Below are 25,102 nucleotides of genomic sequence, written 5' to 3' on the forward strand. Positions count from 1 at the left end.
AACACCTCCTTTCCCGACTTCTTTCCTCGCCGATCCCCCGCAAAGTCTCGCGTTCCTAATTTGAAGCGCGCGAGTGACTGCGAATGTTCGACCCCGATCGACTCCTGGCCCTGAACAACACCATCGGCCTGCTGGTGGTCGCCGCCATGAACCCTGAGCAACCGGACGTCGAAACGTTGCTCGGTGAGTTCCGTCTCTGCCTCAACGACTACGAGCGCTGGGCGGAAAACTTCTGGACCGGCGGGACGCTGGATGTCGAGCAGGTGTTCAAGGTCGGCAACGATGTTCGTCTTAGCGTGCCATTGAAATCCGCCAAACCCGTCAGCGCTGTCGTCGCCCAATGCCCCGCCCAAGGTCCGCTGACCTTGGTGCATATGTTCGAGGCCGCGCGTTTCGTGCCGATCGGCAACACGCCGGTGATGCTCGAACCGGTGATCGCGGATCACAACGGTGAGCTGACATTTGGCGAGCCCATCCACGAGACCATTGGCCCGAGCGGCATTCTTGAGGTTTCCGACTGCCAACGGGGCCAGCGTTATCGCATCACCTTCTTTCCCGATGTTTCCGCCGGGCACGTCAAGGTGCTGTACGCCTCTTATCAAGGCTTGATCGGCGAGTTGGAAGGCTGGCTGCGCGCTGAGTGGACCCGCGAGTTCGAACCGTTATGGGCGGAGTTCGCCAGCGCCGGGTTTCGCGAACGCTATGGCCTGTTGCAAGAGGCGGACTGGCGGGGTGTCGGCGATTCGTTACAGGGGGTTTGGGATGACGTGAAACAGGTCTACGCCCTGCTCGCGGATCTGCAAGCCAATAGTGAAAAGTTGCTGGAGTACCTGACCCAGGCCGAACTGGACACGCTGCTGAATGCCTCGGCTGACGCCATTGCCAATGGCTTGCTGCTGCTAAGTGATGAGCCGCTGCTATTTATTCACCTCGCCGCGTTTACCAGTTGGTTGAGGATGCTGCCGCCGCAATTCGTCGCCGAAGTGGTGGCGGAAATTCGTACAGAGTTGCTGATCTCGCTTGTGCTGATGTGGGTGACCGGCGGATTAGGCGTGACGCTGGGTTTGAGCGCCAAAGTATTGGGCAACATCAAATCCCCACGGGCACGGCAATGGCTGGCGGCAGCCACCTCGCGCCTGAGCGAGTTGACCACAGCATCCAGACTGACCGCCCACGCAGACGCGTTCAAACCGCTGGCAGTGAATGCGCGCCGCGCGCCGGTGAATCCAACGCCGACAGTGCCGTTGGAGATTCGCAATGGCGAGTCACCGGTTCTGATGGTAAAAAATCCCGCCGCCATCGCTCGCGACAAGTCCGACGCGCAAACGCGAATGGTCCGGCACGAACCTCACGACGATGCGCCGGATCAGGCGAAAAACCCTAACGGCGACAGCGCCGATTGCGCACCATTGACCTGCACCAATGGTTGTCCGGTGTCGATGGTCACGGGCGAAGAGTTACTGACCCTGACCGACGGTTCGCTGGACGGAATCCTGCCGTTCGAGTTCACCCGGTTGTATCGCACCAGCGCGGTGGAACTCGACTGTGGATTGGGCTGGGGTTGGACTCACTCCTTGGCTCACCGCCTGGAGCCGGACGGTCGGCAGGTCATCTGGATCGACCATGAAAACCGTCGTACGACGTTTCCGCTACCGAGTGTCGAGCGCCCGGCGATTCATAACAGCCTGTCGCGGGCAGCCATTTATTTAGGGGATGAGCCACAGGAGCTGATTGTTGCGCTGGCGGGTGAAATACCCAGGTTTTACCACTTCCGCAACGAGCGACTGACGGCGGTCAGCGATGCCTACGGCAACCGGCTACACATCACCCGCGATCACCAGGACCGCCTCCAACGCCTCGATAACGGTGCCGGGCGTTCACTGCTGTTGTGTTACGAGCGCCGACACCTCGTCGCTGTCGAGTATCAGACGTTTCATCCTGCCGAAAATCTGAGTGACGCCTGGCGCACAGAGCAGACGCTGGTTTCCTACCGCTACGACGCCCGTCATCACCTGATCGAAGCGACCAATGCCGCGGGCGAAAGCGAACGGTACGACTACGACGACCAACACGTGATCCTCCAGCGGCAACTGGCCGGTGGGGCGAGTTTCTTCTGGGAGTGGGAAAAGTCCGGCAAGGCTGCGCGATGCATCCGCCATCGGGCGAGCTTTTCGCAGATGGACACGGCTTACACCTGGGATGACCAGGGCGGCGTTGTGGTTAAAAACGTCGACGGCAGCGAAGAGGTTTACGTCCATGACGACCGGGCGCGGCTGGTACGCAAGGTTGAGTTGGACGGCGGCGAACACCTCAAGTCTTACGACGAACAAGGGCGGTTGATTGCCGAGCAAGATCCACTCGGTGCGATAACCGAATACCGCTACGACGAAGTCGGACGTCTGGTGGCGCTGATTCCACCGGAAGATGAGCCGACGTCCTACGAGTACCGCAACGGTTTCCTGCATGCGCGGCGACGCGGGAAAGCGCTGTGGAAATATCAGCGCAATGCCCAGGGCGATGTCACTGAAACGACTGATCCCGACGGGCAAATCACCCATTACCACTACGACGCACAAGGGCAGTTGCTGTCGATCCGCTATCCGGACACGAGTCGGCATGGGTTTGTCTGGAATGGCTTGGGGCAACTGGTCGAAGAGGCTTTGCCGGACGGCGGGCAGCGAAAGTTTTCCTACGATGCGCTGGGTCGACGGACTACCACGCAGGACGAACATGGCGCCGTCTCCCATTACCGCTGGGATGCCGTTGGCCGACTGATCCAGACGATACTTCCTACAGGCGCCACGCGCACCTTCAGCTACAACGCCTACGGCAAGATCACCGCCGAGCAGGATGAGCTGGGCCGTGTCACCCGCTATGAATACGCCGACGACCTGCATCGGGTCAGCCGTCGTATCAATGCCGACGGCACGCAGCTGAAGTATCGCTACGACAACGCGCAGCTGCTTCTGACCGAAATTGAAAACGAGTCCGGCGAAAAATATCAGCTGGACTACACGCCGAATGGATTAATCCGACAGGAAACCGGATTCGACGGACGCCGCACGGCGTACGCCTACGACCTCAACGGGCACCTGCTGGAGAAAACCGAATTCGGTGATGACGGCTCGCGCTTGGTCACCGGTTACGAGCGGGATTCGGCTGGCCGGCTGTTGGTCAAAACCCTGCCCGATGGCATCAAGGTCGAGTATCGCTACGACAGCCTCGGGCGACTGGTCAGCGTTGATGACAGCCATGATCATCCGTTGGAGTTCGAGTACGACCGGCAAGACCGGCTGATCACCGAACACCAGGGCTGGGGCACCTTACGTTATGGCTATGATGCCTGCGGCCAGCTCAACTACCTGCGCCTGCCCGACAACAGCAAACTCGATTACCACCACGCCAAGGGCGGCGCGCTCACCGCCATCGACCTCAACGGCGCGCGACTGACATCGCACACTTCCTCCGCCGGTCGCGAGCAGCAGCGCCAACAAGGCCTGTTGCTCAGCGATTACCAATATGACGACCAGGGTCGCCTGAAAGCCCATTCCGTCAGCCAACAGCGGCAACCGCTGTATCGCCGCGATTATGCCTACAGCGCCAACGGCAACCTCGACCACATCGCCGACACCCGTCACGGCCAACGAAACTATCAGTATGACCCGCTCAACCGGCTGATCCGCGCCCGCCACTCCCGGGACCATCTGCCGGAAAGCTTTGCCCATGATCCGGCAGGCAATTTGCTGATGCAGGACCGCCCCGGCGTAGCGAAGGTGTTGGGTAATCGACTGCTGATGCAGGGTGATCGGCATTATGACTACGACGCCTTCGGCAACCTGATCCGCGAACGTCGTGGCACCGCGCAAAAACTCGTCACCGAATATCGCTATGACTGCCAGCATCGGTTAGTGGCTGTCACTTTGCCGGATGGACGTTGTGCGAATTATCGCTACGACGCCTTCGGTCGCCGTATCGCCAAAACAGTCGATGGCAAAACCACCGAATTCTTCTGGCAGGGCGATCAGGTTGTCGCGGAAAGCAGCCCCGAACATCACCGCAGCTACGTCTACGAACCCGGCACCTTCCGCCCGTTGGCGATGCTCGACGGCAAAGGCCCGCGCCAGGCCTGCCCGTTCTACTACCAACTCGACCACCTCGGCACGCCACAGGAACTGACCGACTACAGCGGCGAAATCGTCTGGGCGGCGCAATACAACGCCTATGGTCGCCTGACTCGCTTGAATCGCGACACCCATCAAGTGCTGGATCAGCCGTTGCGGTTCCAGGGGCAGTACTTCGATGCGGAGACGGGGCTGCATTACAACCGGCATCGGTATTACAACCCGGATGTTGGAAGGTATCTGACGCAGGATCCGGTGAAGTTGGCTGGGGGGTTGAACGGGTATCAGTACACGCCGAATCCGACGGGGTGGGTGGATCCGTTGGGATTGAATACTTGTCCTGGTGCGGATGGGTGCAAGAGGCCGGTGGTTGGGGAGGAGGATCCGGCGGGGAAGATTGGGGTTGATGAGGGGGAGGCAAAGCTTCCTGTACCCAGCGAAGAACGGTATTTGTATCGTGGCGATGGCCGTCATCCAGATGAGATTTTTGAGCAAGGCTTTCAAACCAAAGGAGATAGCAATGATTTACTCCTTCATTCGCTTGACAGCAACAAACCTCCAAGCAACTTTGTTAGTACTTCTCCAGTAAGGGAAGTAGGAATAGACTTTGCGACGAAATTCAATATGAGAAGCGGATTTCTGTACACCATTCGGATGATCCCTGGCCGAGATCTCAATGCGGAGCTTGGGAAAAAATACAAATTTGGCGGCGAGCGAGAAATAGCAATTCAAGGCGGTATTAAAAGAGAAGACATTCTCGGAGTAACGCCTATAGGAGCTAATGGCCGGCCGTCTAGCCACACTATTTTGAATCCAAACAGGAAGTAAAACATGGACAGCGTAGAGATCTTCATTATCAAAGAAGGCAAGCGCCAAACTGCCAGGCTTCTCTGCGATACTGAAATGCTGACGATTAAATTTGTATTGGAGAATGGGTACAATAAAGTTTACTTTGGTGATGACTTCTACGAGTGTTTAGGCCAAATCAGAATGGACCACTCGGATGTAACTTTTCTATGTAAAGGGGCAAAAATCAACGTCCACCCTTCCACCATGTCCTCACAGATGTCGCAGGGAGTTAAAGCATATGAACTCACACTTGGTAAGTACGCATTAAGAAGCGATATTGTGAACATTTTTGACTATGAGGAAAATAATCTGACCAATGACCCGCAAGTACAGAAAGAATTTTTTCTTCGTTGGGTCGAATCAGACATCCCTGAAAAATAGCTAGCAATAAGCTCGAACTAAAAGCCCAACTGACTGTTGGGCTTCAAACTTCGCATTTCACCAATCAAGCACCTACACCTCAACTCGGCTCCCCCGACCCATCCTCCCCCGCTATATCCGGATCATCCGGACTCGCCTCCACATCCCCCCGCTTCACATCACTATCTGGCACCTGCTCCACACCCGCGTCATCCTCATCATCAGGCGGACGCTGATCTCGACTCAGGGAATCAGTGGGCGAGGGCAGCGGGTATTCAGGCGTTTCATCACCGTCAGTGACTTTCGGATCAGCGTTCATCAAGCACCTCTCGAAGGGCCTGAAAGGCAGGCCCTGATATTTCGAAAGTGGGGCTATGCGAGCGTTCGATCCAAGGGACGATCGGTCAATCTTCGTCCGCGTCTTCCTCTTCATACTCCGTGTTGCCCACATTCCCGGCATTATCGGAATCGTTGAGCGGTACTGTCGCATTGTCCATCAATGACCCCGGGTCTTCATTGCCAGGATCGTTCAAATACGGCACGCCGCTGGAGTCCTCTTCCTTATCTTTGTCCTTGTCTTCGGTTTCAAGCGTCATGGCGCGCCTCACATATTTCAGGGAGTGTATGAAGTTCGAGGCGTCCTACAACCAATCGTTCCAGAGCCCTACCCACAGAAACGAAAAACCCGGCTCTAGGCCGGGTTTCTGCTGTCGCTCGATGTCGAATCAGCGATGTTTGTTTCTGTGTTTATTCTTGTGTTTGTGGCCACCACCGGAATGAGAGCCGCCGCTGTCACTGCCCAGATTGTTGCCAACTGCGCCACCCGCTGCGCCACCCAAACCCGCGCCAATGGTCGAACCGGTGGAGCCGCCCAAACTGTGGCCGACCACTGAGCCGCCCGCCGCCCCGACGCCACCACCAACCGCCGCTGCTGTGCGACTGCCCTTGGGCGCGCCGACCGCGCTGCCTGCCGCGCCGCCCACACCTGCGCCGATCGCCGCGCCGGTGCTGCCGCCCATTTGCTGGCCGACCACATTACCCAGCGCACCGCCAAGACCACCGCCAACCGCTGCGGTGCCATCGCCGGCCGCCATGGCGCCCTGAGCTACCAAAAGACCAAGAACCAACGTGGACAATGTCAAACGCATGATATGAACCTCAAAATTCCGTATTGGGGGAACACAAGTGTCTCAACCTGCTCTCACAGTACTCTGCTAGTCGAGAGGGATGTAAGAGATTGGAGACTCACTGAAAAAAAACGTTCAGAAACCAAAAAGCCCGGCATGACACCGGGCTTCTTGAGCTGACCCTCAGGATCAGTGGCGCTTGTGGCCTTTCGACAGGTTGGTACCTACCGCGCCGCCCGCTGCACCGCCCAGGCCGGCGCCGATGGTTGCACCGGTCTTGCCGCCCAGGCTGTTGCCGATCACCGAACCGCCAGCCGCGCCGACACCGCCACCGATAGCGGCTTTGGTACGGCTGCCTTTCGGAGCGGCAATCGCACTGCCTGCTGCGCCCGCTACGCCAGCACCCACCGCTGCGCCGGTGCTGCCGCCCATTTTCTGGCCGAGCACATTACCCAGCGCGCCACCCAGACCACCACCGAGCGCGGCAGTGCCTTGACCGGCAGCCATCGCACCTTGAGTAACCAAAAGCCCCAGGACCAGAGCAGGCAGTGTTAAACGCATGACGAAAACCTCAAAAAAGGGGGAAACGAAAAGGCGGAGATTGAATGCTTTAGTGAGGGCAAAGTCCAGACGAAAACCAGCTCAACCTCGCTATGGGCGACGGTTGGACAGCATTTATGGAAAAGGTTTTATGACAGGCAAAAAAAAGCCCGCTGGGGAGACGGGCTGGAGTACTGCTTTCTAACGGATGAGCTGAGACTACGTAGGACCGTGTGAAAAGTATGTGAAAGAAAATCAACTATGTCCTACAGAAAATTTCCTGGCCCCCGAAAGCCAGAAATGAAAAACCCCGCTCAATGGCGGGGCCTTCGCTGATGACAACTACTTCCTGGAAGGTGCTGCAACCTTGGGCAGAAATTTTGACTTCGGCCCTCGAGGTGCCGTCGATTTGATCTTGCCAGTCTTGACCTGATCCTCGCCAAAGCCAGCCACATACTCAGTCTGGCCACACTGCACGCAATTGTTGATTGGAAACTCAGCCCCGTCGTCTTCGATATACGGATCAGCCATTTTTTCGCCCCTTTCAAAACAGGGTCGATACCGGCAAGCCCTATTTGCCTGAAAAATATCGACCACCAAGGCTTTTGAGACTAGTCGGTCATTACTGGACTTGAGGTTCAGATTACCCCGTGCCCGACGAATGGCCGACACCAGAGTCCTACAAAACAGTCGGCGAAATAAACAGAAACACACCACTTGTCTCACCGCCCTCAAGTATTCCTGCTACAGGCCGCTGCCCTTTTTCCTACGTAAAAAACTCAGGGAGAGAACATGGAAATCAAGGGAATGCCGTCACTGATCAACACCACGCCTATCACGCTCACCCCCGAGCAGATCGCGGCCGGTAAAGCAGGTGGCGAAAAAATAAAGGAGATGATCGACTCCGGCGCTATCGACATGAAAAATCCGGCAGGCATGCCGCCGAACTCTAGCGTCATCTATCACCCGAGCAATCCGTCGCCGTCACAACCCACCGAACCAGGAACTCCCCTGGTCGCTGTCATTACCTATATCGGCCGCACCGAGCCCACCAAAGACTTTCCGGCCGCCCATGACCGTCTGATGGCAGCTCATGACAACCTCAAGACTACCTACATGCAGTTTCTGGACGATCTGAAAAACATCGACCCGGCACTTGAGGAAAAAGACTTCGGTTTTACCGTTGATCCGCAAGGCCAACTCAAGGCTACGTTTCTCTCCGGCTCGATCAGCACCGAGGACCTTTCCCGACTTTCCGACTTCATGAATCAGTCCGGCGCGTTGAAAGATGCCGCCAACGAATACGCTAAAAGTTCGTTCGATTTTGTGAAGGAGGACAGGGAATACCTGGGCACGGGTGGCTTTGTTCTGAACAAAGACAACTTCGAAAAAACCATCGACCTCGGCCAGTTGTTTACCTATCAAAAGTCGGGAAACATGAACATGAGCAACTATTTTTTCAACCAGGTCTACACCAAGGGCGAACGCGCCCCGCATACCGTCTGATCAGACTGACGACGCCCGTGCGCCGACCGCCACGGGCCGTCTCATCGCAACTTGACCGCCGTCCCGGTCACAAACACCACCACCATCCCACCCTTGCCCGCTGGCATGCTGATCTCGAAATCGAGCCCTACCACCGCATCCGCCTGCAACACCCGGGCTCGCTCCTTGATCTCGTCCGTCGCCTGAATGCGCGCCTCCTTCAATGCCCGCTCCAACGTCTGCGAACGCCCACCAAAAAAATCCCTCATCCCGGCGAACACATCGCGGATCACGTTCACGCCCTGCACCGACTCGGCGCTGACGATGTCCAGGTAGGCGGTGATTTGGCGGCCTTCGATGGTGTGGGTTGTGGTGGTGATCATGGGGTTATCTTCTTCATCGAGACACACTTAGGCGTCAGGTAAATGGATGGTTAAAAAAACCCAGCAAGTGGCTGGGCTTCTAGGTTGAAGAGACGCAACGCAGGACTTAGGATCAGAGGAGTTTGATCAAAACCGCCGTAACGGTCGACACCGTGCCTATAAGCCCAGTCGCAACAGCCACCGGATACCAAAAAGTCTCACGGGTCATTTTGCCTGCTTCAGCATTCAACTTACGCTGCTCCGCCATCAGCTTGACGATTTCCACGTGAATCTTTTCCAGTTCGGCCTGTTCCATGGTGAGTTCCTGCATAACGTGCGTCTGTCCATCCGTCCGGGTAGAAGGGCATTCCTATGCATTGCCCTTTGATTCATTTTGTACCCAGTAGACGCGAAACGAAAAGCCCCGGCGCAAGGGAGCTCATTTGAGAGGCTAAACGTACGAAAGCCCCTTACCACCTGGCTTTCCAGCCCCCTGTCCTACACCACCTTCGTTTTTCCTACACCAATTTCAGAAACATCTTTAGCGCCCCATCCGAAATCCAGACGCCAGAAACCACAAAACCCCTGACTTCTCTCGAAATCAGGGGTTCTGGTTACATCGAATTTGGCGGTGAAGGAGAGATTCGAACTCTCGATACAATTTCTTGTATACACACTTTCCAGGCGTGCTCCTTAAGCCACTCGGACACTTCACCGTATCTCTTCAAACAAGTTCTGTCTGTCGAGGCGCGCTAATGTAGTCGAAAGCTTTGCCGATGGCAAATATTTTTTTCAGAATTTTCATGCGCTTAGCGATTTAGTCGTTCCGGCGGGTTCTGGCCTATGGCAAACCTGCCAATCTCCGGCGTAGCGCCCTCTTCTATATAGAGGGGAATGCACGGCCAGTGCGGCCGGCTACGCTTGCCGGACCGGGAAAGCATGACCGATGGGTCAGTCACGGCGCTTTACCTGGCCTGCGGCGGTGGGTAACGTCTGCCCCAACTTTCATACAAGGAATAGCGTCATGAGTGAGTTGATTTCCTACCACCTCGAAGACGGTATCGCGACCCTGACGTTGAGCAATGGCAAGGTAAATGCCATTTCCCCGGACGTGATTGCGGCGTTTAATGCTGCGCTGGATCAGGCCGTGACTGATCGTGCGGTGGTGATCATTACCGGTCAACCGGGGATTCTGTCCGGCGGTTATGACTTGAAGGTGATGACCGCGGGTCCTAAAGAAGCAGTGGCGCTGGTGACGGCGGGTTCGACCCTGGCTCGTCGCCTGTTGTCGCACCCGTTCCCGGTGATCGTGGCGTGCCCTGGGCATGCGGTGGCCAAGGGTGCATTCCTGTTGTTGTCGGCGGATTACCGCATTGGTGTCGATGGCCCGTTCAGCATTGGCCTGAACGAAGTGCAGATCGGCATGACCATGCACCACGCCGGAATCGAACTGGCCCGTGATCGCCTGAGCAACTCGGCGCTGCATCGTTCGGTGATCAATGGCGAAATGTTCAACCCGCAGAGCGCGATCGCCGCCGGTTTCCTCGATGTCGTGGTGTCGGCCGAGGAGCTGCAAGGTGCGGCGCTGGCGGCGGCGCGTCAGTTGAAAAAGATCAACATGAACGCTCACAAGGCCACCAAGCTGAAAGTGCGCAAGGCGCTGCTAGAGACGCTGGACAACGCGATCATCCAGGATCAGGAACACTTGGGCTAATTTCACGCCCGCCACAACGAAAAGCCCGACCGTCGTGTCGGGCTTTTTCGTACGTGCACCGTTGAAAAGCATGCAACCGCTCTAGGACGCGTCTGACCTACAAGTCGGAAACATGCGCTTAAACATCGCCTATCTCCCAGCTCTATAGCGGCAATTGCCGAAAACAGTGCACATCCGTACACTGCGCCACCTTTTGTCCCGGTGGGCCCTGTAGATGCTGTTTGTGTTTCGTATGTTATTGATGGGCCTGCACTTTATTCTGGCCGGGGTGCTGGGGGTGATTCTGGGCCTGTGCCGACCGTTCAACCCGGACAACAGCCGCTTGTGCGCACGCCTGTATGCCTGGCCAGCGATGTGTATTTTGCGTCTGCGGGTGAAGACCGAGGTCGGGCCATTGATGGACAAACCGAACAGCTGCGTGATCATCGCCAACCATCAGTCTAACTACGATCTGTTTGTGTTCGGCAACGTGGTGCCCCGCCGCACCGTGTGCATTGGCAAGAAGAGCCTGAAGTGGGTGCCGCTGTTCGGTCAGTTGTTCTGGCTGGCGGGCAATGTGTTGATCGACCGGGGCAACGCGCACAAGGCGCGCCAGTCGATGCTGACCACCACCCACACCTTGCAACACGAAGACACCTCGATCTGGGTGTTCCCGGAAGGCACGCGCAACCTCGGTGAAGACTTGCTGCCGTTCAAGAAAGGCGCGTTCCAGATGGCCATCGCCGCCGGGGTGCCGATCGTGCCGGTGTGTGTCAGCAGTTACGTCAAACACATGCGATTGAACCGCTGGCGCAGTGGGAAAATTCTGATCCGTTCGCTGCCGCCGATTCCTACCGCCGGGTTGAGCATGGACGACATGCCCTTGCTGATTGCCCAGTGCCGCGAGCAAATGCGCGACTGCATCGCTTCGATGGATCGGCAACTGCAAGCCGCCTGAAAACAAACCCGCCCTGTGCGGGTTTTCTTTTGCCCTGAACTCTGCAGATTTCACTGAATCTCTACAAGCAGAAGGCTAAGCTGGACCTTGCCTTGCCACTGCCAATAAGAAGTGAACCAACATCATGGGTAGAGTTGTTGCTGCTGCGGTTTACAGCGCCGGTAAAAAAATCACCAATATCACCCTCGATGAAGGCGCAGCCTGGGCGGCCAAGACCGGCCACTTTGTCTGGATCGGCCTCGAAGAGCCCAACGCCCAGGAGCTGACCAATCTGCAACGCCAGTTCAACCTGCACGAACTGGCGATCGAAGACGCCCTGGAAAAACACAGCCGCCCGAAGCTGGAAACCTTTGGCGACGCGCTGTTTATCGTCACGTACTCGCCAATCCGCCATGAAGGCAAACTGGAGTTCATCGAGACTCACATCTTTGCCGGCAAGGGTTACATCATCACCGCGCGCAACGGTCACTCGGCGTCCTACGCCCATGTCCGACAACGCTGTGAGGCGCGTCCGTTGTTGTTGGAGCACGGGGAAGATTTCGTACTCTATGCCATCCTCGATTTCGTGATCGAAAACTACCAGCCGGTGGGCGAAGCGATCCACGCCGAAATCGATGAACTGGAGCGCAACGTGTTGTGCAGCGCGCTGAATGAGCGAGACATCCAGAACCTCCACAGCCTGCGTCGAGACGTGTTGCGCTTGCGCCGCTATGCCGCGCCGATGGTGGAGATCGGTGAGGAACTGCAGAAGCTGAGCTTCCCGTTCATCGACAAGAATATGCGGCCGTATTTCCGTGATGTGCAGATTCACGTGACGCGGCAGATGGAAGACCTGACAACCCTGGCGGACATTGCCAGCCAGACCATCGAAGTCGGGGTGTTGCTGGAGGCGTCACGCCAAAGCGTGGTGCAGCGCAAGTTTGCCGCGTGGGCGGCGATTCTGGCGTTCCCGACGGCGGTGGCCGGGATTTACGGGATGAACTTCCAGAACATGCCGGAGTTGAGTTGGCATTACGGGTATTTCGCGGTGCTCGGGTTTATTGCTGTGGGGTGTGTGGGGTTGTGGGCGAGCTTCAAAAGGTCGGGGTGGTTGTAGTCAGGACCGCGTCGTCTGTGAAATTCGCGGGCAAGCCTCGCGCCTACAGGTCAGCGTGATCTGTAGGAGCGAGGCTTGCCCGCGAAGCTTTTAGGCTTTAAACCGTCTGAGGCTTATGCGCCACAAACCGCATCATCCACTCCGCAACGGTCGTGCCGTGATGCTCATGCTCCAGGCTCGCCACACCTTTGGAATAAACCTGCTCGCCCAACGCTTCCTGGCGAATCTCCAGCAGCGCCCGTGAGTAGTCATGGATAAATTCCGGGTGACCCTGGAAGCACAGCACCTGATCGTTGATGTGGTAGGCGGCGAACGGGCAGAAATCGCTCGAGGCAATGACCGTGGCGTTTTCCGGCAGTGCGGTCACCTGATCCTGGTGACTGATCAGCAGCGTCAGTTCTTCCCGTACCGGGTTCATCCACGGGGCCTTGGCGGCGAGTTTGTAGTTGTGGATGCCCACGCCCCAGCCCTGGGTCGCACGCTCGCTCTTGCCGCCCAGCAACAACGCCAGTAGTTGATGGCCGAAGCACACGCCCAGCAGTTTGTCGCCGCGTTCGTAGCGGTTCAGCAGGTAGGTTCTGAGGGTTTCGATCCATGGGTCAGTGCCGAATGAATCGGCTTTGCTGCCAGTGATCAGGTACGCGTCGAACGTCAGTTCATCGCTGGGATATTCGCCCTGCATCACATTGTAGACGGTGAACTCGGCAGCGATGGGTTGCTGCGAAAACAGACGCTGGAACATCTGCCCGTAACCCTGATATTGATCGACCAGTTCTGGACGCAGGATGTCGGTTTCCAGAATGCAGATGCGTAACGACATAAAAAATACCTGACACGTGATGGGAATAATGCACACCTCAGAGCCTGCCTTGAAACACGGTAGCAAGGCAAGCCCCGGAATGCGTCATCGGTCCCTTAGAACGCCTCCCCTTTAGCGGCTTTTTCCAACAGCAGCGCGGGCGGGGCGAAGCGTTCGCCATACTGTTCGGCCAGGTATTGGGCGCGGGCAACAAAGTCTTTCACGCCATATTGGTTGATAAATTGCAACGCGCCGCCGGTCCAGGCTGCGAAGCCGATCCCGAAGATCGAGCCCACGTTGGCGTCCGCCGTCGAGGTCAGCACGCCCTCCTCCACACAGCGCACGGTTTCGATGGCTTGCACGAACAGCAGGCGATCGCGCACATCCTTCGGCGAGATCTGCCCGTCAGCCTTCTCGAAACGGGTTTTCAGCTCCGGCCACAGATGTTTCTGGCCACCGGCCGGGTAATCGTAGAAACCGCCCCCTGCAGCCTTGCCCGGACGCTTGTATTCGTTGAGCAGCAAGTCAATCACGGCGAACGCCGGGTGTTCTATCAGCGGCTTCCCTTCTGCCTGTAGGTCTTTGGCCGTTTGCTGACGGATGTGGCTCATGAGGCTGAGGGAAACTTCGTCGGAGATCGCCAGAGGCCCGATGGGCATGCCGGCCTTACGCGCTTCGGTCTCGATCATCGGCGCACTCACGCCTTCGCCGAGCATGGCGATGCCTTCATTGGTGAAGGTGCCGAACACCCGAGAGGTGAAAAAGCCGCGGCTGTCGTTGACCACGATCGGGGTTTTCTTGATTTGCAGGACGAAATCGAAACCGCGGGCCAGGGTTTCGTCGCTGGTGTTCGTGCCTTTGATGATTTCCACCAACGCCATTTTCTCCACCGGGCTGAAGAAATGCAGACCGATGAACTTGGTCTGATCCGGCACGGCAGTGGCCAGGCCACTGATCGGCAAGGTCGAGGTGTTGGAAGCGATTACCGTGTCCGGGCCGACGATTTTCTGCGCGGCGCCAGAGACTTTGGCTTTCAGTTCACGATCTTCAAACACCGCTTCGATGATCAGGTCGCAACCGGCCAGGTCGGCATCGTTCTCCGTGGTTTTGATCCGCGCCAGCACCGCGTCTCGCTGCTCGGCGCTCAACTGGCCACGGGAAACTTTTTTGTCCAGCAGCGCTGCCGAATGCGCCTTGCCCTTCTCTGCCGCCGCGAGGTTGATGTCCTTCAACACCACATCAATACCCGCCGAGGCGCTGACGAAGGCTATCCCCGCGCCCATCATCCCCGCACCGAGCACGCCCACGCGCTGAGTGACATAAGGCGCAAACCCCTTCGGCCGTGAACCACCGGCATTGATCTCATTGAGCTGAAACCAGAACGTACCGATCAGGTTTTTCGACACTTGGCCGGTGGTCAATTCAGTGAAGTAACGGGTTTCGATCAGGTGCGCCGTGTCGAAATCCACTTGCGCGCCTTCCACCGCCGCACAGAGGATTTTCTCCGGCGCCGGCAGCGTGCCCTGGGTTTTAGTGCGCAGGATCGACGGTGCGATGGCCAGCATTTGCGCAACTTTCGGGTTTGACGGTGTGCCGCCCGGAATCTGATAACCCTTCACGTCCCAACGTTGCACAGCGGTCGGATTGGCAAGGATCCACGCCCGGGCCTTGGCCAATAATTCATCGTGATCCGCCGCCAGCTCATCGATCAAACCAGCCTGCAACGCCTGTTGCGGTCGGACCTTTTTGCCTTCGAGCAGATACGGCAAGGCTTTTTCGATACCCAACATCCGCACCATGCGCACCACCCCGCCACCGCCCGGCAACAGGCCGAGGGTGACTTCCGGCAGGCCGAGTTGCACCGACGGGTTGTCCAGCGCCACGCGGTGATGACAGGCCAGGCAGATTTCCCAGCCGCCACCCAGCGCCGCGCCGTTGATCGCGGCGACCACCGGTTTACCGAGGGTTTCCAGGGTGCGCAGTTGCCCTTTCAACGTCAGCACCATGTCGTAGAAGGCTTTGGCTTCGGGTTTGCCGACCTTGATCAGCTCATTGAGATCGCCGCCGGCAAAGAAGGTCTTCTTGGCCGAGGTGATGACGACGCCGGCGATGCTGTCCTTTTCGGCCACTAATTGGGCGACGCGGGCGGCCATGGCCTCGCGGTAAACCCCGTTCATGGTGTTGGCGCTCTGGCCCGGCATGTCGATGGTCAGGACAACGATGCCGTCCTGGCCTTTTTCGTAACGAATGGCTTCAGTCATGAAGGCGTTTCCTTGAATTCGGGGGGCTCAGAGGCGTTCGATGATGGTGGCAATGCCCATGCCGCCGCCGACACACAGGGTCGCGAGGCCGTAGCGCAGGCGCCGGGTTTCCAATTCATCGAGCAGGGTGCCGAGGATCGCGCAACCGGTGGCGCCCAGCGGGTGCCCCATGGCGATCGAGCCGCCGTTGACGTTGACCTTGTCCGGGTCGATGGCCATGTCCTTGATGAATTTCAGCACCACCGAGGCGAAGGCTTCGTTGACCTCGAACAGATCGATGTCTTCAACCCGCAGCCCGGCCTTGGCCAAGGCTTTGCGGGTGGCCGGCGCCGGGCCGGTGAGCATGATGGTCGGGTCGGTACTGGTGACCGCTGTGGCGACGATTCGCGCTCGCGGCTGCAAGCCCAGCGCCCGGCCCTTGGCCTCGGAGCCGATCAGCATCAGCGCCGCACCGTCGACAATCCCGGAACTGTTTCCCGGTGTGTGCACGTGGTTAATCCGCTCTACGTGGCTGTAGACCCGCAGTGCCGTGGCATCGAAGCCCATTTGCCCCATCATTTCGAAGCTCGGCTTGAGCTTGCCCAAGCCTTCCAGCGTCGATTCGGCGCGGATGAATTCATCGTGATTGAGCAGGAAGATCCCGTTCTGGTCCTGCACCGGCACCAGGGACTTGTTGAACGAGCCGTCCGCCCGGGCCCGCGCGGCTTTTTGCTGGGAATGCAGCGCGTAGGCATCGACATCCTGACGGCTGAAGCCCTCGATCGTGGCGATCAGGTCGGCGCCGACGCCTTGGGGCGTGAAGTGGCTGTGCAGGTTGGTTTCCGGATCCAGCGCCCAGGCGCCGCCGTCGCTGCCCATCGGCACGCGGGACATCGACTCGACGCCACCGACCACCACCAGGTCTTCGAAACCGGAACGGACCTTCATCGCGCCGAGGTTCACCGCCTCCAGCCCCGAGGCGCAGAAGCGGTTGATCTGCAGGCCGGAAACGCTGACGTCCCAATCGGCGACCTGCGTCGCGGTCTTGGCGATGTCGGAGCCTTGGTCGCCGATGGGCGTGACGCAGCCGAGCACCACGTCATCGACCTGGCTGGTGTCCAGAGACGTGCGCTGCTGCAACGCCGTCAGCAACCCGGCCATCAGGTTCACCGGTTTGACGCTGTGCAACGCGCCATCGGCCTTGCCTTTGCCGCGGGGCGTGCGTAACGCGTCGAAAATCAGAGCTTCGGTCATGTGGTCCTCGAACCTGTGCGGGGAGTCAGTGCTGAGTTCTCACCTTAAGCCGAGCTGCGAGGGATTCAATGACCGCAATGCTCACGGACGTTGACGGTCACGCTCAGACGGACGGTAGTCAGCTATCGGATTAACCGATTCAGGTGACGAAGCTGTCTAGCAAACGGGCGTCGAAGAAGCTGGCAATAGGCCTCATGCCTTTTTAAGCGCTTTTAACGCTTTAACCATACTAAATGGATCTAAACCAAGTGTGACGCGGGCTCTAAGGTGAAGATGTACGAAGTTGTCGTCGGGTTTTGCCGAGGCACTCGTCTTACAGGAAGTTCAGCGCTTTGCCGTCATGGAGATATGCAGGCAGGCATCAGGAAATAACAAAAAAGGCGGTCAGCCATGTTCAAACATTCGAAAGTACGTCAAGCCGGACTCATCCTATTCGCCACTACGCTGTTGCTGATTTTGCCGAACCTGACCAAGGTGATCGGCTAGTCGCTGGTAAAAAAACAGCGTCAGGATTTGCTATCGCCTCATAAAAATGTGACTGGCTCGCTACCCGGGCCAGCGTGGGTGTGCCAACCTTCACGGCACTTCCACGACATGGACGGCGATCACTTGAAAGCACTTTTTCTATTGGCAGCCATGCTGGTCGGCTCGCCCCTGTATGCCGCACAGCTGAACCTGGAGCTGGGCGCGAGCAGTCGCACCTGGCAGACCGAGGAATTGCTTCAGCACCCTCAGGTCCAGACCATCAGCATCAGCAACGACGTTTCCTACAAACGCGACATGAGTTATCGCGCCGTGCCGTTGGCCGCGTTGCTGACCGGTATCAAGCCTGACGACCACCTGCAAGCGGTAGCGCTGGACGGTTTTGCCGCCGAACTGGCGGCGGCACCGTTACTCAATACCAAAGGCGCGCAGGCCTGGCTGGCGATTGAAGACCCGGCTAAACCGTGGCCGCCACTCTCCGAGGGCAAGCCCAGTGCCGGGCCGTTTTATCTGGTGTGGACCAACCCCCAGGCCGGCAATATCAGCCCCGAGCAATGGCCGTTCGAAGTGGCGAGCATCAAGCGCATGGCACCCGTGGCCGCGCGCTTCCCTGCCCTGCTGCCCGATCCTGCGTTGAAGACGGACGATCCGGTGAACCAGGGCTTTGCTTTGTTCCAGAAGAATTGCCTGGCGTGCCATCGACTCAATGGCGCGGGGGATGCGCAGTTCGGGCCGGACCTGAATATCCCCTTCAACCCCACCGAGTACTTCGGCGCGGACTTCCTCAAGCGCTACATTCGGGATCCGCAGAGTTTGCGCCAGTGGCCGCAGGCGAAGATGCCGGCGTTTTCCGAGCAGGTGTTGCCGGCGGGGGATCTGGATTTGCTGGTGGGGTATTTGAAGCATATGGCGGGGCGTAAGGTTAAGCCCTGACCACAATCCCCCTGTAGCCGATCGTTCCCACGCTCTGCGTGGGAATGCCTCAATGGACGCTCTGCGTCCGCTTTAGGGACGCGGAGCGTCCCGGGCTCCCACGCAGAGCGTGGGAACGATCAGCGTGAGGGTTACTGCTGCTGTACGGAGATCACTGGCGCAGGCGCAAACACCGGCGTCGGCGACACAAACACCTTCGCATGCATCTGCTCGCACCCACCGCCCCGGCGCATTCCACGCACCGGGCAGGCATCCAGATAATCCAGACCGACCGCCAGTTTCAGATGGCGCTCCGGCCGCGCCAATTGGTTAGTCACGTCAAAGCTGTACCACGCGTCATCCAGCCAGGCTTCGGCCCAGGCGTGACTGGCCAGATGTTCGCTGTTCTCGCTGTACAAATACCCCGACACATAACGCGCCGGAATGCCCAGGCTGCGGGCGCAGGCGAGGAACGCATGGGTGTGGTCCTGGCACACGCCAGAACGCCCGGCGAAGGCCTTGGCCGCCGTGGTGTCGACTTCGGTGGAGCCCGGCGTGTAGGTCATGTACTGATTCAGGCTTTGCATCAAGTCGATCAGCGCCGTGCGATCCCGGCGTTTTTTGCATTCCTTTTCCGCGAACGCACGCAAGGCTTCGTCGGCTTCGGTCAGCCGGGTGAAGCGCAGGAACGGCAGCGCCGACTGGCTCTCGTGCTCGGCTTCGCGCAGTTCATCGATATCGACCTGGCCACGGGCGCCAATGATGATCGCCTCGTGGGGTTCGTCCATGGTCAGCACGTGCAGGATGTTGCCGAACGGATCGAGTTGCGCGCGCACCAGGCGCGGCAGGTCGAGTTGCCAGCTGAGTACGTGCTGGCGCTCGCTGTCGTGAGGGGTCAGCCGCAAATACTGGATGCTCGCCCGCACCTGATCTTCGTAGTGATAGGTGGTCTCGTGGCTAATGGAAAGTCTCATGCAGCCTCCAGGTAGGAACTGTGAATGGCGTTGCCCAACTGGCGCACCAGCGGGATGAACTCGGTCAGCCAGGCGTGCAGGCCTTCGTCGAGAATTTCGGTGATGCCGGTGTAGCGCAGGCGCGCGTCCATTTCTGCCGCCAGGCGTTGCGCGGGACGGCCGTTGGCCCCCGGCAACTGGGCGAGAATCTGGTCGATTTCTTCAGTGCAGGCGCGCAAGGAACGCGGAACGTCGGCGCGCAGCAGCAGCAATTCGGCGACATGCCGGGCGCCGGGTGCGTCGCGGTAGATCTCGGTGTAGGCCTCGAACGACGACAACGCTCGCAGCAACGCACTCCACTGGTAATAGGCGTGCGCCGTGCCATCGCTGACCGCTTCGGCCTGATCGCCGGCCATTTCGTAACGGGCGTCGAGCAGGCGCAGGGTGTTGTCGGCCCTTTCGATAAACGTGCCCAGACGAATGAAACGGAACGCATCGTTACGCATGATCGTGCCGTAGGACGCGCCGCGAAACAGGTGGGAACGTTCCTTGATCCACTCGCAAAAACGGCTCATGCCATAGCGACTCAAGCCCTGCTCGGCGATCCCGCGAATTTCCAGCCAGGTGGCGTTGATGTTTTCCCACATGTCGGCGGTGATTCGCCCACGTACCGCATGGGCACTGGCCCGCGCCGAACCGAGGCAACTGTAGATGCTCGCCGGGTTCTCGGCGTCCAGGGCGAAGAAATGCAGCAGCCGTTCGGCGTGCAACTCGCCATGGCGCTCCAGATAATCGTCGAGGGTGCCGGTGATCAACAGCGGCATGGCGAGTTCGTGCAGACCGTCACCGCGACCGTCCTGCGGCATCAGCGACAGCGAATAACTGATGTCGAGCATCCGTGCGAGGTTTTCCGCCCGCTCCAGGTAACGCGACATCCAATACAAATCCGAGGCAGTTCTACTTAACATGGCAGGCTTCCTTCAATCCTCGACCACCCAGGTGTCCTTGGTGCCGCCGCCCTGGGAGGAATTCACCACCAGGGAGCCTTCACGCAGGGCAACACGGGTCAAACCGCCGGGCACAACCCGGGTTTCGCGGCCAGACAATACAAACGGACGCAGGTCGATGTGGCGTGGCGCGATGCCGTTTTCGACAAAGGTCGGACAGGTCGACAGGGACAACGTCGGTTGCGCGATGTACGCGTGGGGCTTGGCTTTGATCCGCGCGCGGAACGACTCGATTTCCGCCGCCGTCGCCGCCGGCCCCACCAGCATTCCGTAACCGCCGGAGCCCTGGGTTTCCTTGACCACCAGGTCGGGGAGATTGGCCAGCACGTGGGACAGTTCAGAAGGGTTGCGACACTGGAAGGTCGGCACGTTCTTCAGGATCGGCTCTTCATCCAGATAGAAACGAATCATGTCGGTCACGAACGGATACACCGACTTGTCGTCCGCCACCCCGGTGCCGATGGCATTCGCCAGCACCACGTTGCCGGAGCGATAGGACGACAGCAGCCCTGGCACGCCGAGCATCGAATCCGGGTTGAACGCCAGCGGATCGAGGAACGCGTCGTCGAGGCGACGGTAGATCACGTCGACGGCTTTCGGCCCGTCCGTGGTGCGCATGAACACCTTGTCATCGCGCACGAACAGGTCCGCGCCTTCCACCAGTTCCACGCCCATTTCCCGCGCCAGAAAGGCGTGCTCGAAAAACGCGCTGTTGAAACGCCCCGGGGTCAGCACCACCACGCTCGGGTTATCGATCGGGCTGGAGCTTTTCAGGGTGTCGAGCAACAGGTTCGGATAATGGTCGATGGGGGCAATGCGTTGCGCCGCGAACAATTCGGGGAACAAACGCATCATCATCTTGCGGTCTTCGAGCATGTAGCTCACGCCGCTCGGGGTGCGCAGGTTGTCTTCGAGCACGTAGTACGTGCCGTCACCATCGCGCACCAGATCGACCCCGGAGATGTGGGAATAGATATCCCGGTGCAGATCCAGCCCTTGCATCGCCAACTGGTACTGCTCGTTGGCCAGCACTTGCTCGGCCGGGATGATGCCGGCCTTGATAATGCGCTGCTCGTGATAGAGGTCGGCGAGGAACATGTTCAACGCCTTGACCCGCTGGATGCAGCCACGTTCGACGATCCGCCATTCGCTGGCGGGGATGCTGCGGGGAATGGTGTCGAAGGGAATCAGGCGCTCTGTCCCCTGCTCATCACCGTAGAGCGTGAAAGTAATCCCGGCGCGATGAAACAACAGATCGGCCTCGCGTCGCCGTTGTGCCAAAAGCTCGTCAGGCGTTTCGGCCAGCCAACGGGCAAACTCCCGATAATGCGGGCGGACCAGGCCGCCGGCATCGTACATCTCATCAAAATAGGTGCGGATCATGCCGTACTCCTTGTCACCCGGACGTCTAGGCTTCGCAAGGCCCGTGCCATCGGCATAAACGCTTTGATTTCAATCAGTTGGATAATCGCCCCAAAAGCACCGCACCATTCCTGTGCGGCAAACGCCCCAACCCGATCGCCCCCGCTTCATTGCGAAGCAATGTTGTCGCCTATCACCAGCATAGTCAGAGTTGATTTCGCTGCCCGGGCGTCGATGCGGATAATTCGCGCATTCGTTGCAAAACCTCTCGAACTTCCCTTTGGCCGCCTGATTAGGCGGCTTTTTTTTGCCCAGGATTCTTGTTTCAGCGTTTTGCCAACAGGGTTTCAGGCATCCACAAACGAAAACGGCCAACCCGAAGGTCAGCCGTTACTGTGTGTTGTCGCTGTTCATAATGTTATGCGAGTAGCCCTCGTACCTCCTGTTTGACGCCCCATCCTTCGATGATCCCGCCCAGAGGTTCGACCACGGCCTCGAAGTCCTGCTCAAAGTCGCCGATGCCATCGTAGGTGGCGTACATCACTTTGCTCAGTTCCAGATGCCACGCGCCGTCGTCGCGCACGCTGATCTGGGCATTCAAGGATTCACCACAGAAATGACCTGCCGCCCTGCGTGCCCGCTCCTCGTCCGGGAAAATTGCGTAGAACTCGATGGGATGAAATCGTGAAAAGTCGAAACCGCCTTCCTTCATGCGGCGCAGTACGCTGGTACTGATGTCTTCTTGATAGGCTGTGCTCATGAATCGTCCTCCTAAAACCATATGGATAGACTTTCCGTACTCCCGAGGCCCGCAGCCGATTGGTGGAGGCGATACGGCAACCAGGTTGCCGCCGGGATTTAAGCATGTAGCTGACAAGACCAGACCTTAGCGATCCGTTCGCTGATCTCGCTTGCAGAGTAGCCCCATCTCGGAGCCGCTGCCAAGGTCTGGTTGTGAAAGAGACAGGTGAGGTTCAGACAGGAGTAATGCCGAGGATTGTAATGCTGTTCTGGGTCTTGAGACTTTTAACGCTGGCGTCGCTGGTTCGCCCTTCCAGATCGTTCAGATCCAGTTCGGCAGCGACAGGCAGAAGCCGGGCCTTGATGAGTTTGGCAGCATGCTCGTTATCCGGGCACTCGTCGCACTCAAAGACTTCATCGAGCGTTTCGCCGTGATCATCCACGAAAGTGATTTTCCACTTTTGCATCAGTGCCTCCTCGATCAAACCCGCAAATGGGCTTACAACCATCTGGACTTTTGGCCTGAGTGATCGTTCAAACGAATTGGGCGCTGTCTCAAGAAAAAACACAAAACCCCTGTAGGAGCAAAGCTTGCTCGCGATAGCGGTGCATCAGTCAAAACATATGTCGACTGGTACACCGCTATCGCGAGCAAGCTTCGCTCCTACAGGGGTTACGCGTTATTCAGGGATTACGCGTCGGGGTTATGCGTTGTTCAGGGGTGCGTCGGTTTCAGTCGTTACTTGGCTTGTTGATCGCGTTCAGCACGTATTGCGGCATGGCGAACGCGCCGATGTGGATTTCCGGGTTGTAGTAGCGGGTGATGATGCCGCTGCCGGCGAAGCGCTGTTGCAGGGTTTCGCGGGACAACTTGCGATAGGCGGTATTGGTCGCGCCCCAGGCAAACGTCATAGCGCCGCCGATGTAGGTCGGCACGGCCGCCTGGTAGAAGTGCCAGTCCGGAAACAGGCTGCGCAGGCGGCCGGCGGTGGTCTGCACTTCGCCCAGTTGCATGAACGGCGTGCCGTTCTGGGTCACCAGGATGCCGCCGTCGTTCAGGCAACGGTGGCAGGCCTGGTAGAAGTTTTCCGAGAACAGCACTTCGCCCGGCCCGATCGGGTCGGTGGAGTCGGAAATGATCACGTCGAATTTCTCGGTCGTGGTCGCAACGAAACGCATGCCGTCGTCGATCACCAGGTTCAGCCGTGGATCGTCGTAGGCGCCCTTGGAGTGGTTCGGCAGGAACTCTTTGCACATGTCGACCACGGTGCCGTCGATCTCGACCATGGTGATGTGCTCGACGCTACCGTGCTTGGCCACTTCACGCAGCATGCCGCCGTCGCCACCACCGATGATCAGCACGCGCTTGGCGGAGCCATGGGCGAGGATCGGCACGTGGGTGAGCATTTCGTGGTAGATGAATTCGTCGGCTTCGGTGGTCTGGATCACACCGTCCAGCGCCATGACCCGGCCCATGCGCGGGTTTTCGAAGATCACCAGGTGTTGGTGTTCGGTGCGCACTTCGTGCAGCAGTTTTTCCATGCGAAAACGCTGGCCGTAGCCTTCGTAGAGGGTTTCCAGGTATTCGCTGGTTTTGGTGGTGGTCATGGGAAGTGCTCCGATGAATGCGGCGGCAACGGACGGTTACCCGCCCATGATGGCCAATCGAAAGGCTCGATTGCCCGGGAAAGGCGCGCATTCTACGTTGCGGAACATGACAGGTCGAACCTTCTGGCGCAGGTGCCCTTGTAGGAGCGAGGCTTGCCCGCGAAGGCGTAGTGTCAGTCGATATCAATGTTGATTGACACGACGCCTTCGCGGGCAAGCCTCGCTCCTACAGGTCTAAGGTCAGATTCTGACGTTGCCCCGTGGACCGGCGATGGCCCAGATGATCAGACCCAGCACCGGCAGTAGCAGGATCAGCAGCACCCAGACGATTTTCATCCCGGTTTCGGCGCCACTTTTCAGCACGTTGATGATGGCCCAGATGTCCAGGGCAAGAATGATCAGGCCAACCAGACCGTTAAAACTGGAACCCATGGTGTCGCTCCCAAGATAGTGGCATGCAGTCTTAGGATAGTCGGCCCTCGGGAGGGTTCCGTTTTATTGCATTAAACGTGGATTGCCACTTTCAGGGCTTCCAGGGATGGCGCAGCGGTGATGCCGACCTGGGCGCACAGTTCGAGTACGCGGGGTACGTCGTTGCCGTAGACCAGCACCACTTGCAGTTCGTCGTCGAGCAACTGGCTGAAGTTCATCAGCGTGTAGCCGCCGTTTTCCTTGTTCATGCTGCCCATCTGCACCTGGATGCGGTTGAGCGCGGTCAAGGCTTCGGTCTTGGCCAGTTGCTTGGGTTTGATGTTGAAGTCGACGCCCGGACCGAACGAGGCAACGATCTGGGCGAACAGGTCCACGTAGGTGTCGGCCTGGAACAGCACGGTTTCCGGCAGACTGCCCACCACCACCCATTCGCCCAGCGGCATCGGGAAGGTGTCGTCGTAGTTGATGTCCGGATTGGCCGTCAGAAACGCCTCGGGATCGGCGTAAGCCTGAGTCGCTTCATCGGCGATCTTCAGGATTTCGTCATCGCCCATGCACCCGGAGCTGATTTTGCTGATGAGTTCGACGAGTGCGGTTTTCATGGGGATGGATCCTGTAGCGAGGGAGATTTTGAGGGCGCGAAGGATAACCCATAAGGCCCCGCAATGGCTCTGTAGGAGCAAGGCTTGCCCGCGATGGCGTCCTCGAGATCGCTATCGC

General features: G+C 58.4%; 25 protein-coding genes and 1 tRNA gene. 7 read left to right on the top strand and 19 right to left on the bottom strand.

From position 1 onward, the window contains the following. The first annotated feature begins 83 nt into the window (after window positions 1-83). Window positions 84-4,949, top strand: coding sequence for an RHS repeat-associated core domain-containing protein (locus tag BK667_RS26840; RefSeq protein ID WP_123599401.1), 4,866 nt, complete (start codon window positions 84-86; stop codon window positions 4,947-4,949). A gap of 3 nt (window positions 4,950-4,952) precedes the next feature. Then, complete coding sequence (locus BK667_RS26845; protein WP_123599402.1) at window positions 4,953-5,351, top strand: hypothetical protein; 399 nt, start codon at window positions 4,953-4,955, stop codon at window positions 5,349-5,351. 79 nt (window positions 5,352-5,430) lie between these two features. On the opposite strand, the gene BK667_RS33725 is transcribed toward BK667_RS26845, so the two are convergent. From BK667_RS33725 to BK667_RS33730, 5 genes are all read right to left on the bottom strand, one after another. Further along, window positions 5,431-5,649 carry a hypothetical protein gene (locus tag BK667_RS33725; RefSeq protein ID WP_123512091.1) on the bottom strand — a complete coding sequence of 73 codons (219 nt, stop codon included), beginning with the start codon at window positions 5,647-5,649 and terminating at the stop codon, window positions 5,431-5,433. An 85-nt stretch (window positions 5,650-5,734) separates the two neighbouring features. Beyond that, window positions 5,735-5,926, bottom strand: a complete 192-nt coding sequence (locus tag BK667_RS26855; RefSeq protein ID WP_123599403.1) for a hypothetical protein — start codon at window positions 5,924-5,926, stop codon at window positions 5,735-5,737. A gap of 129 nt (window positions 5,927-6,055) precedes the next feature. Then, on the bottom strand, window positions 6,056-6,478 hold the full coding sequence (locus BK667_RS26860) for a hypothetical protein (protein ID WP_123512090.1): 423 nt from the start codon (window positions 6,476-6,478) through the stop codon (window positions 6,056-6,058). A gap of 168 nt (window positions 6,479-6,646) precedes the next feature. Further along, window positions 6,647-7,018, bottom strand: a complete 372-nt coding sequence (locus BK667_RS26865) for a bacteriocin (protein ID WP_123403204.1) — start codon at window positions 7,016-7,018, stop codon at window positions 6,647-6,649. A 321-nt stretch (window positions 7,019-7,339) separates the two neighbouring features. Then, window positions 7,340-7,528, bottom strand: a complete 189-nt coding sequence (locus tag BK667_RS33730) for a hypothetical protein (RefSeq protein ID WP_123512088.1) — start codon at window positions 7,526-7,528, stop codon at window positions 7,340-7,342. Between the two features lie 261 nt (window positions 7,529-7,789). Between BK667_RS33730 and BK667_RS33735 the strand changes: the two genes are divergently transcribed. After that, the gene (locus BK667_RS33735; protein WP_259698193.1) at window positions 7,790-8,503 is read left to right on the top strand and encodes a hypothetical protein; all 714 of its coding nucleotides are present in this window, start codon (window positions 7,790-7,792) and stop codon (window positions 8,501-8,503) included. Between the two features lie 41 nt (window positions 8,504-8,544). On the opposite strand, the gene BK667_RS26880 is transcribed toward BK667_RS33735, so the two are convergent. From BK667_RS26880 to BK667_RS26890, 3 genes are all read right to left on the bottom strand, one after another. Next, on the bottom strand, window positions 8,545-8,865 hold the full coding sequence (locus BK667_RS26880) for a YbjQ family protein (RefSeq protein WP_123599404.1): 321 nt from the start codon (window positions 8,863-8,865) through the stop codon (window positions 8,545-8,547). A 112-nt stretch (window positions 8,866-8,977) separates the two neighbouring features. After that, window positions 8,978-9,160: a hypothetical protein gene (locus BK667_RS26885; RefSeq protein WP_123512939.1), complete on the bottom strand. Its 183-nt coding sequence runs from the start codon at window positions 9,158-9,160 to the stop codon at window positions 8,978-8,980. A gap of 310 nt (window positions 9,161-9,470) precedes the next feature. Beyond that, window positions 9,471-9,560 (bottom strand) — tRNA-Ser (locus BK667_RS26890). A gap of 308 nt (window positions 9,561-9,868) precedes the next feature. Here BK667_RS26890 and BK667_RS26895 point away from each other — a divergent pair. The 3 genes from BK667_RS26895 to BK667_RS26905 all read left to right on the top strand — a co-directional run bounded on the left by BK667_RS26895 (window position 9,869) and on the right by BK667_RS26905 (window position 12,591). After that, window positions 9,869-10,558: a crotonase/enoyl-CoA hydratase family protein gene (locus tag BK667_RS26895; RefSeq protein ID WP_123599405.1), complete on the top strand. Its 690-nt coding sequence runs from the start codon at window positions 9,869-9,871 to the stop codon at window positions 10,556-10,558. A gap of 214 nt (window positions 10,559-10,772) precedes the next feature. After that, entirely contained in the window at window positions 10,773-11,495 is a 723-nt protein-coding gene (locus BK667_RS26900) for a 1-acylglycerol-3-phosphate O-acyltransferase (protein ID WP_123599406.1), read from the top strand. Between the two features lie 124 nt (window positions 11,496-11,619). Further along, window positions 11,620-12,591 (top strand): magnesium and cobalt transport protein CorA, encoded by a 972-nt coding sequence (locus BK667_RS26905; protein ID WP_054048547.1) that lies wholly within the window; start codon window positions 11,620-11,622, stop codon window positions 12,589-12,591. Between the two features lie 97 nt (window positions 12,592-12,688). Here the strand turns inward: BK667_RS26905 and BK667_RS26910 are convergent, their stop codons facing one another. The 3 genes from BK667_RS26910 to BK667_RS26920 form a co-directional block, all read right to left on the bottom strand. Then, window positions 12,689-13,411: an amidotransferase gene (locus BK667_RS26910; RefSeq protein WP_123512080.1), complete on the bottom strand. Its 723-nt coding sequence runs from the start codon at window positions 13,409-13,411 to the stop codon at window positions 12,689-12,691. Between the two features lie 95 nt (window positions 13,412-13,506). Further along, window positions 13,507-15,651, bottom strand: coding sequence for a 3-hydroxyacyl-CoA dehydrogenase NAD-binding domain-containing protein (locus tag BK667_RS26915; RefSeq protein ID WP_123599407.1), 2,145 nt, complete (start codon window positions 15,649-15,651; stop codon window positions 13,507-13,509). 27 nt (window positions 15,652-15,678) lie between these two features. Further along, a complete protein-coding gene (locus tag BK667_RS26920; protein WP_123599408.1) occupies window positions 15,679-16,884 on the bottom strand; it encodes an acetyl-CoA C-acetyltransferase in 1,206 nt (401 codons plus the stop codon). A 594-nt stretch (window positions 16,885-17,478) separates the two neighbouring features. Between BK667_RS26920 and BK667_RS26925 the strand changes: the two genes are divergently transcribed. Then, window positions 17,479-18,300, top strand: coding sequence for a c-type cytochrome (locus tag BK667_RS26925; RefSeq protein WP_123599409.1), 822 nt, complete (start codon window positions 17,479-17,481; stop codon window positions 18,298-18,300). Window positions 18,301-18,431: 131 nt separating this feature from the next. On the opposite strand, the gene BK667_RS26930 is transcribed toward BK667_RS26925, so the two are convergent. The 8 genes from BK667_RS26930 to BK667_RS26965 all read right to left on the bottom strand — a co-directional run bounded on the left by BK667_RS26930 (window position 18,432) and on the right by BK667_RS26965 (window position 24,984). Next, window positions 18,432-19,253 (bottom strand): transglutaminase family protein, encoded by an 822-nt coding sequence (locus tag BK667_RS26930; protein WP_123599410.1) that lies wholly within the window; start codon window positions 19,251-19,253, stop codon window positions 18,432-18,434. Continuing rightward, window positions 19,250-20,200: an alpha-E domain-containing protein gene (locus BK667_RS26935; protein WP_123403181.1), complete on the bottom strand. Its 951-nt coding sequence runs from the start codon at window positions 20,198-20,200 to the stop codon at window positions 19,250-19,252. The genes BK667_RS26930 and BK667_RS26935 overlap by 4 nt, the downstream gene beginning before the upstream one ends. Window positions 20,201-20,212: 12 nt before the next feature. Next, window positions 20,213-21,622 carry a circularly permuted type 2 ATP-grasp protein gene (locus BK667_RS26940; RefSeq protein ID WP_054048561.1) on the bottom strand — a complete coding sequence of 470 codons (1,410 nt, stop codon included), beginning with the start codon at window positions 21,620-21,622 and terminating at the stop codon, window positions 20,213-20,215. 397 nt (window positions 21,623-22,019) lie between these two features. Further along, window positions 22,020-22,361 carry a ribonuclease E inhibitor RraB gene (locus BK667_RS26945; RefSeq protein WP_054048564.1) on the bottom strand — a complete coding sequence of 114 codons (342 nt, stop codon included), beginning with the start codon at window positions 22,359-22,361 and terminating at the stop codon, window positions 22,020-22,022. A 214-nt stretch (window positions 22,362-22,575) separates the two neighbouring features. After that, entirely contained in the window at window positions 22,576-22,809 is a 234-nt protein-coding gene (locus tag BK667_RS26950; RefSeq protein WP_123512937.1) for a hypothetical protein, read from the bottom strand. 265 nt (window positions 22,810-23,074) lie between these two features. Then, on the bottom strand, window positions 23,075-23,950 hold the full coding sequence (gene speE / locus BK667_RS26955) for a polyamine aminopropyltransferase (protein WP_123512070.1): 876 nt from the start codon (window positions 23,948-23,950) through the stop codon (window positions 23,075-23,077). Between the two features lie 240 nt (window positions 23,951-24,190). After that, the gene (locus tag BK667_RS26960; protein ID WP_123510747.1) at window positions 24,191-24,382 is read right to left on the bottom strand and encodes a PLDc N-terminal domain-containing protein; all 192 of its coding nucleotides are present in this window, start codon (window positions 24,380-24,382) and stop codon (window positions 24,191-24,193) included. Window positions 24,383-24,453: 71 nt separating this feature from the next. Then, complete coding sequence (locus BK667_RS26965) at window positions 24,454-24,984, bottom strand: hypothetical protein (protein ID WP_123510745.1); 531 nt, start codon at window positions 24,982-24,984, stop codon at window positions 24,454-24,456. Window positions 24,985-25,102: the final 118 nt, after the last annotated feature.

Origin of the sequence: Pseudomonas frederiksbergensis, from assembly GCF_003732705.1 — a bacterium.
In the GTDB taxonomy this organism is placed as follows: Bacteria; Pseudomonadota; Gammaproteobacteria; order Pseudomonadales; family Pseudomonadaceae; genus Aquipseudomonas; species Aquipseudomonas frederiksbergensis_F.

Coding starts and splice junctions, on each gene's coding strand:
- BK667_RS26945 (WP_054048564.1), bottom strand. CDS start 22,361: ATGAGCACAGCCTATCAAGAAGACATCAGTACCAGCGTACTGCGCCGC.
- BK667_RS26905 (WP_054048547.1), top strand. CDS start 11,620: ATGGGTAGAGTTGTTGCTGCTGCGGTTTACAGCGCCGGTAAAAAAATC.
- BK667_RS26865 (WP_123403204.1), bottom strand. CDS start 7,018: ATGCGTTTAACACTGCCTGCTCTGGTCCTGGGGCTTTTGGTTACTCAA.
- BK667_RS26910 (WP_123512080.1), bottom strand. CDS start 13,411: ATGTCGTTACGCATCTGCATTCTGGAAACCGACATCCTGCGTCCAGAA.
- BK667_RS26840 (WP_123599401.1), top strand. CDS start 84: ATGTTCGACCCCGATCGACTCCTGGCCCTGAACAACACCATCGGCCTG.
- BK667_RS26920 (WP_123599408.1), bottom strand. CDS start 16,884: ATGACCGAAGCTCTGATTTTCGACGCGTTACGCACGCCCCGCGGCAAA.
- BK667_RS26860 (WP_123512090.1), bottom strand. CDS start 6,478: ATGCGTTTGACATTGTCCACGTTGGTTCTTGGTCTTTTGGTAGCTCAG.
- BK667_RS26925 (WP_123599409.1), top strand. CDS start 17,479: ATGGACGGCGATCACTTGAAAGCACTTTTTCTATTGGCAGCCATGCTG.
- BK667_RS26950 (WP_123512937.1), bottom strand. CDS start 22,809: ATGCAAAAGTGGAAAATCACTTTCGTGGATGATCACGGCGAAACGCTC.
- BK667_RS26935 (WP_123403181.1), bottom strand. CDS start 20,200: ATGTTAAGTAGAACTGCCTCGGATTTGTATTGGATGTCGCGTTACCTG.
- BK667_RS26895 (WP_123599405.1), top strand. CDS start 9,869: ATGAGTGAGTTGATTTCCTACCACCTCGAAGACGGTATCGCGACCCTG.
- BK667_RS26900 (WP_123599406.1), top strand. CDS start 10,773: ATGCTGTTTGTGTTTCGTATGTTATTGATGGGCCTGCACTTTATTCTG.
- BK667_RS33730 (WP_123512088.1), bottom strand. CDS start 7,528: ATGGCTGATCCGTATATCGAAGACGACGGGGCTGAGTTTCCAATCAAC.
- BK667_RS26930 (WP_123599410.1), bottom strand. CDS start 19,253: ATGAGACTTTCCATTAGCCACGAGACCACCTATCACTACGAAGATCAG.
- BK667_RS33725 (WP_123512091.1), bottom strand. CDS start 5,649: ATGAACGCTGATCCGAAAGTCACTGACGGTGATGAAACGCCTGAATAC.
- BK667_RS33735 (WP_259698193.1), top strand. CDS start 7,790: ATGGAAATCAAGGGAATGCCGTCACTGATCAACACCACGCCTATCACG.
- BK667_RS26845 (WP_123599402.1), top strand. CDS start 4,953: ATGGACAGCGTAGAGATCTTCATTATCAAAGAAGGCAAGCGCCAAACT.
- BK667_RS26885 (WP_123512939.1), bottom strand. CDS start 9,160: ATGGAACAGGCCGAACTGGAAAAGATTCACGTGGAAATCGTCAAGCTG.
- BK667_RS26965 (WP_123510745.1), bottom strand. CDS start 24,984: ATGAAAACCGCACTCGTCGAACTCATCAGCAAAATCAGCTCCGGGTGC.
- BK667_RS26940 (WP_054048561.1), bottom strand. CDS start 21,622: ATGATCCGCACCTATTTTGATGAGATGTACGATGCCGGCGGCCTGGTC.
- BK667_RS26855 (WP_123599403.1), bottom strand. CDS start 5,926: ATGACGCTTGAAACCGAAGACAAGGACAAAGATAAGGAAGAGGACTCC.
- BK667_RS26880 (WP_123599404.1), bottom strand. CDS start 8,865: ATGATCACCACCACAACCCACACCATCGAAGGCCGCCAAATCACCGCC.
- speE (WP_123512070.1), bottom strand. CDS start 23,950: ATGACCACCACCAAAACCAGCGAATACCTGGAAACCCTCTACGAAGGC.
- BK667_RS26960 (WP_123510747.1), bottom strand. CDS start 24,382: ATGGGTTCCAGTTTTAACGGTCTGGTTGGCCTGATCATTCTTGCCCTG.
- BK667_RS26915 (WP_123599407.1), bottom strand. CDS start 15,651: ATGACTGAAGCCATTCGTTACGAAAAAGGCCAGGACGGCATCGTTGTC.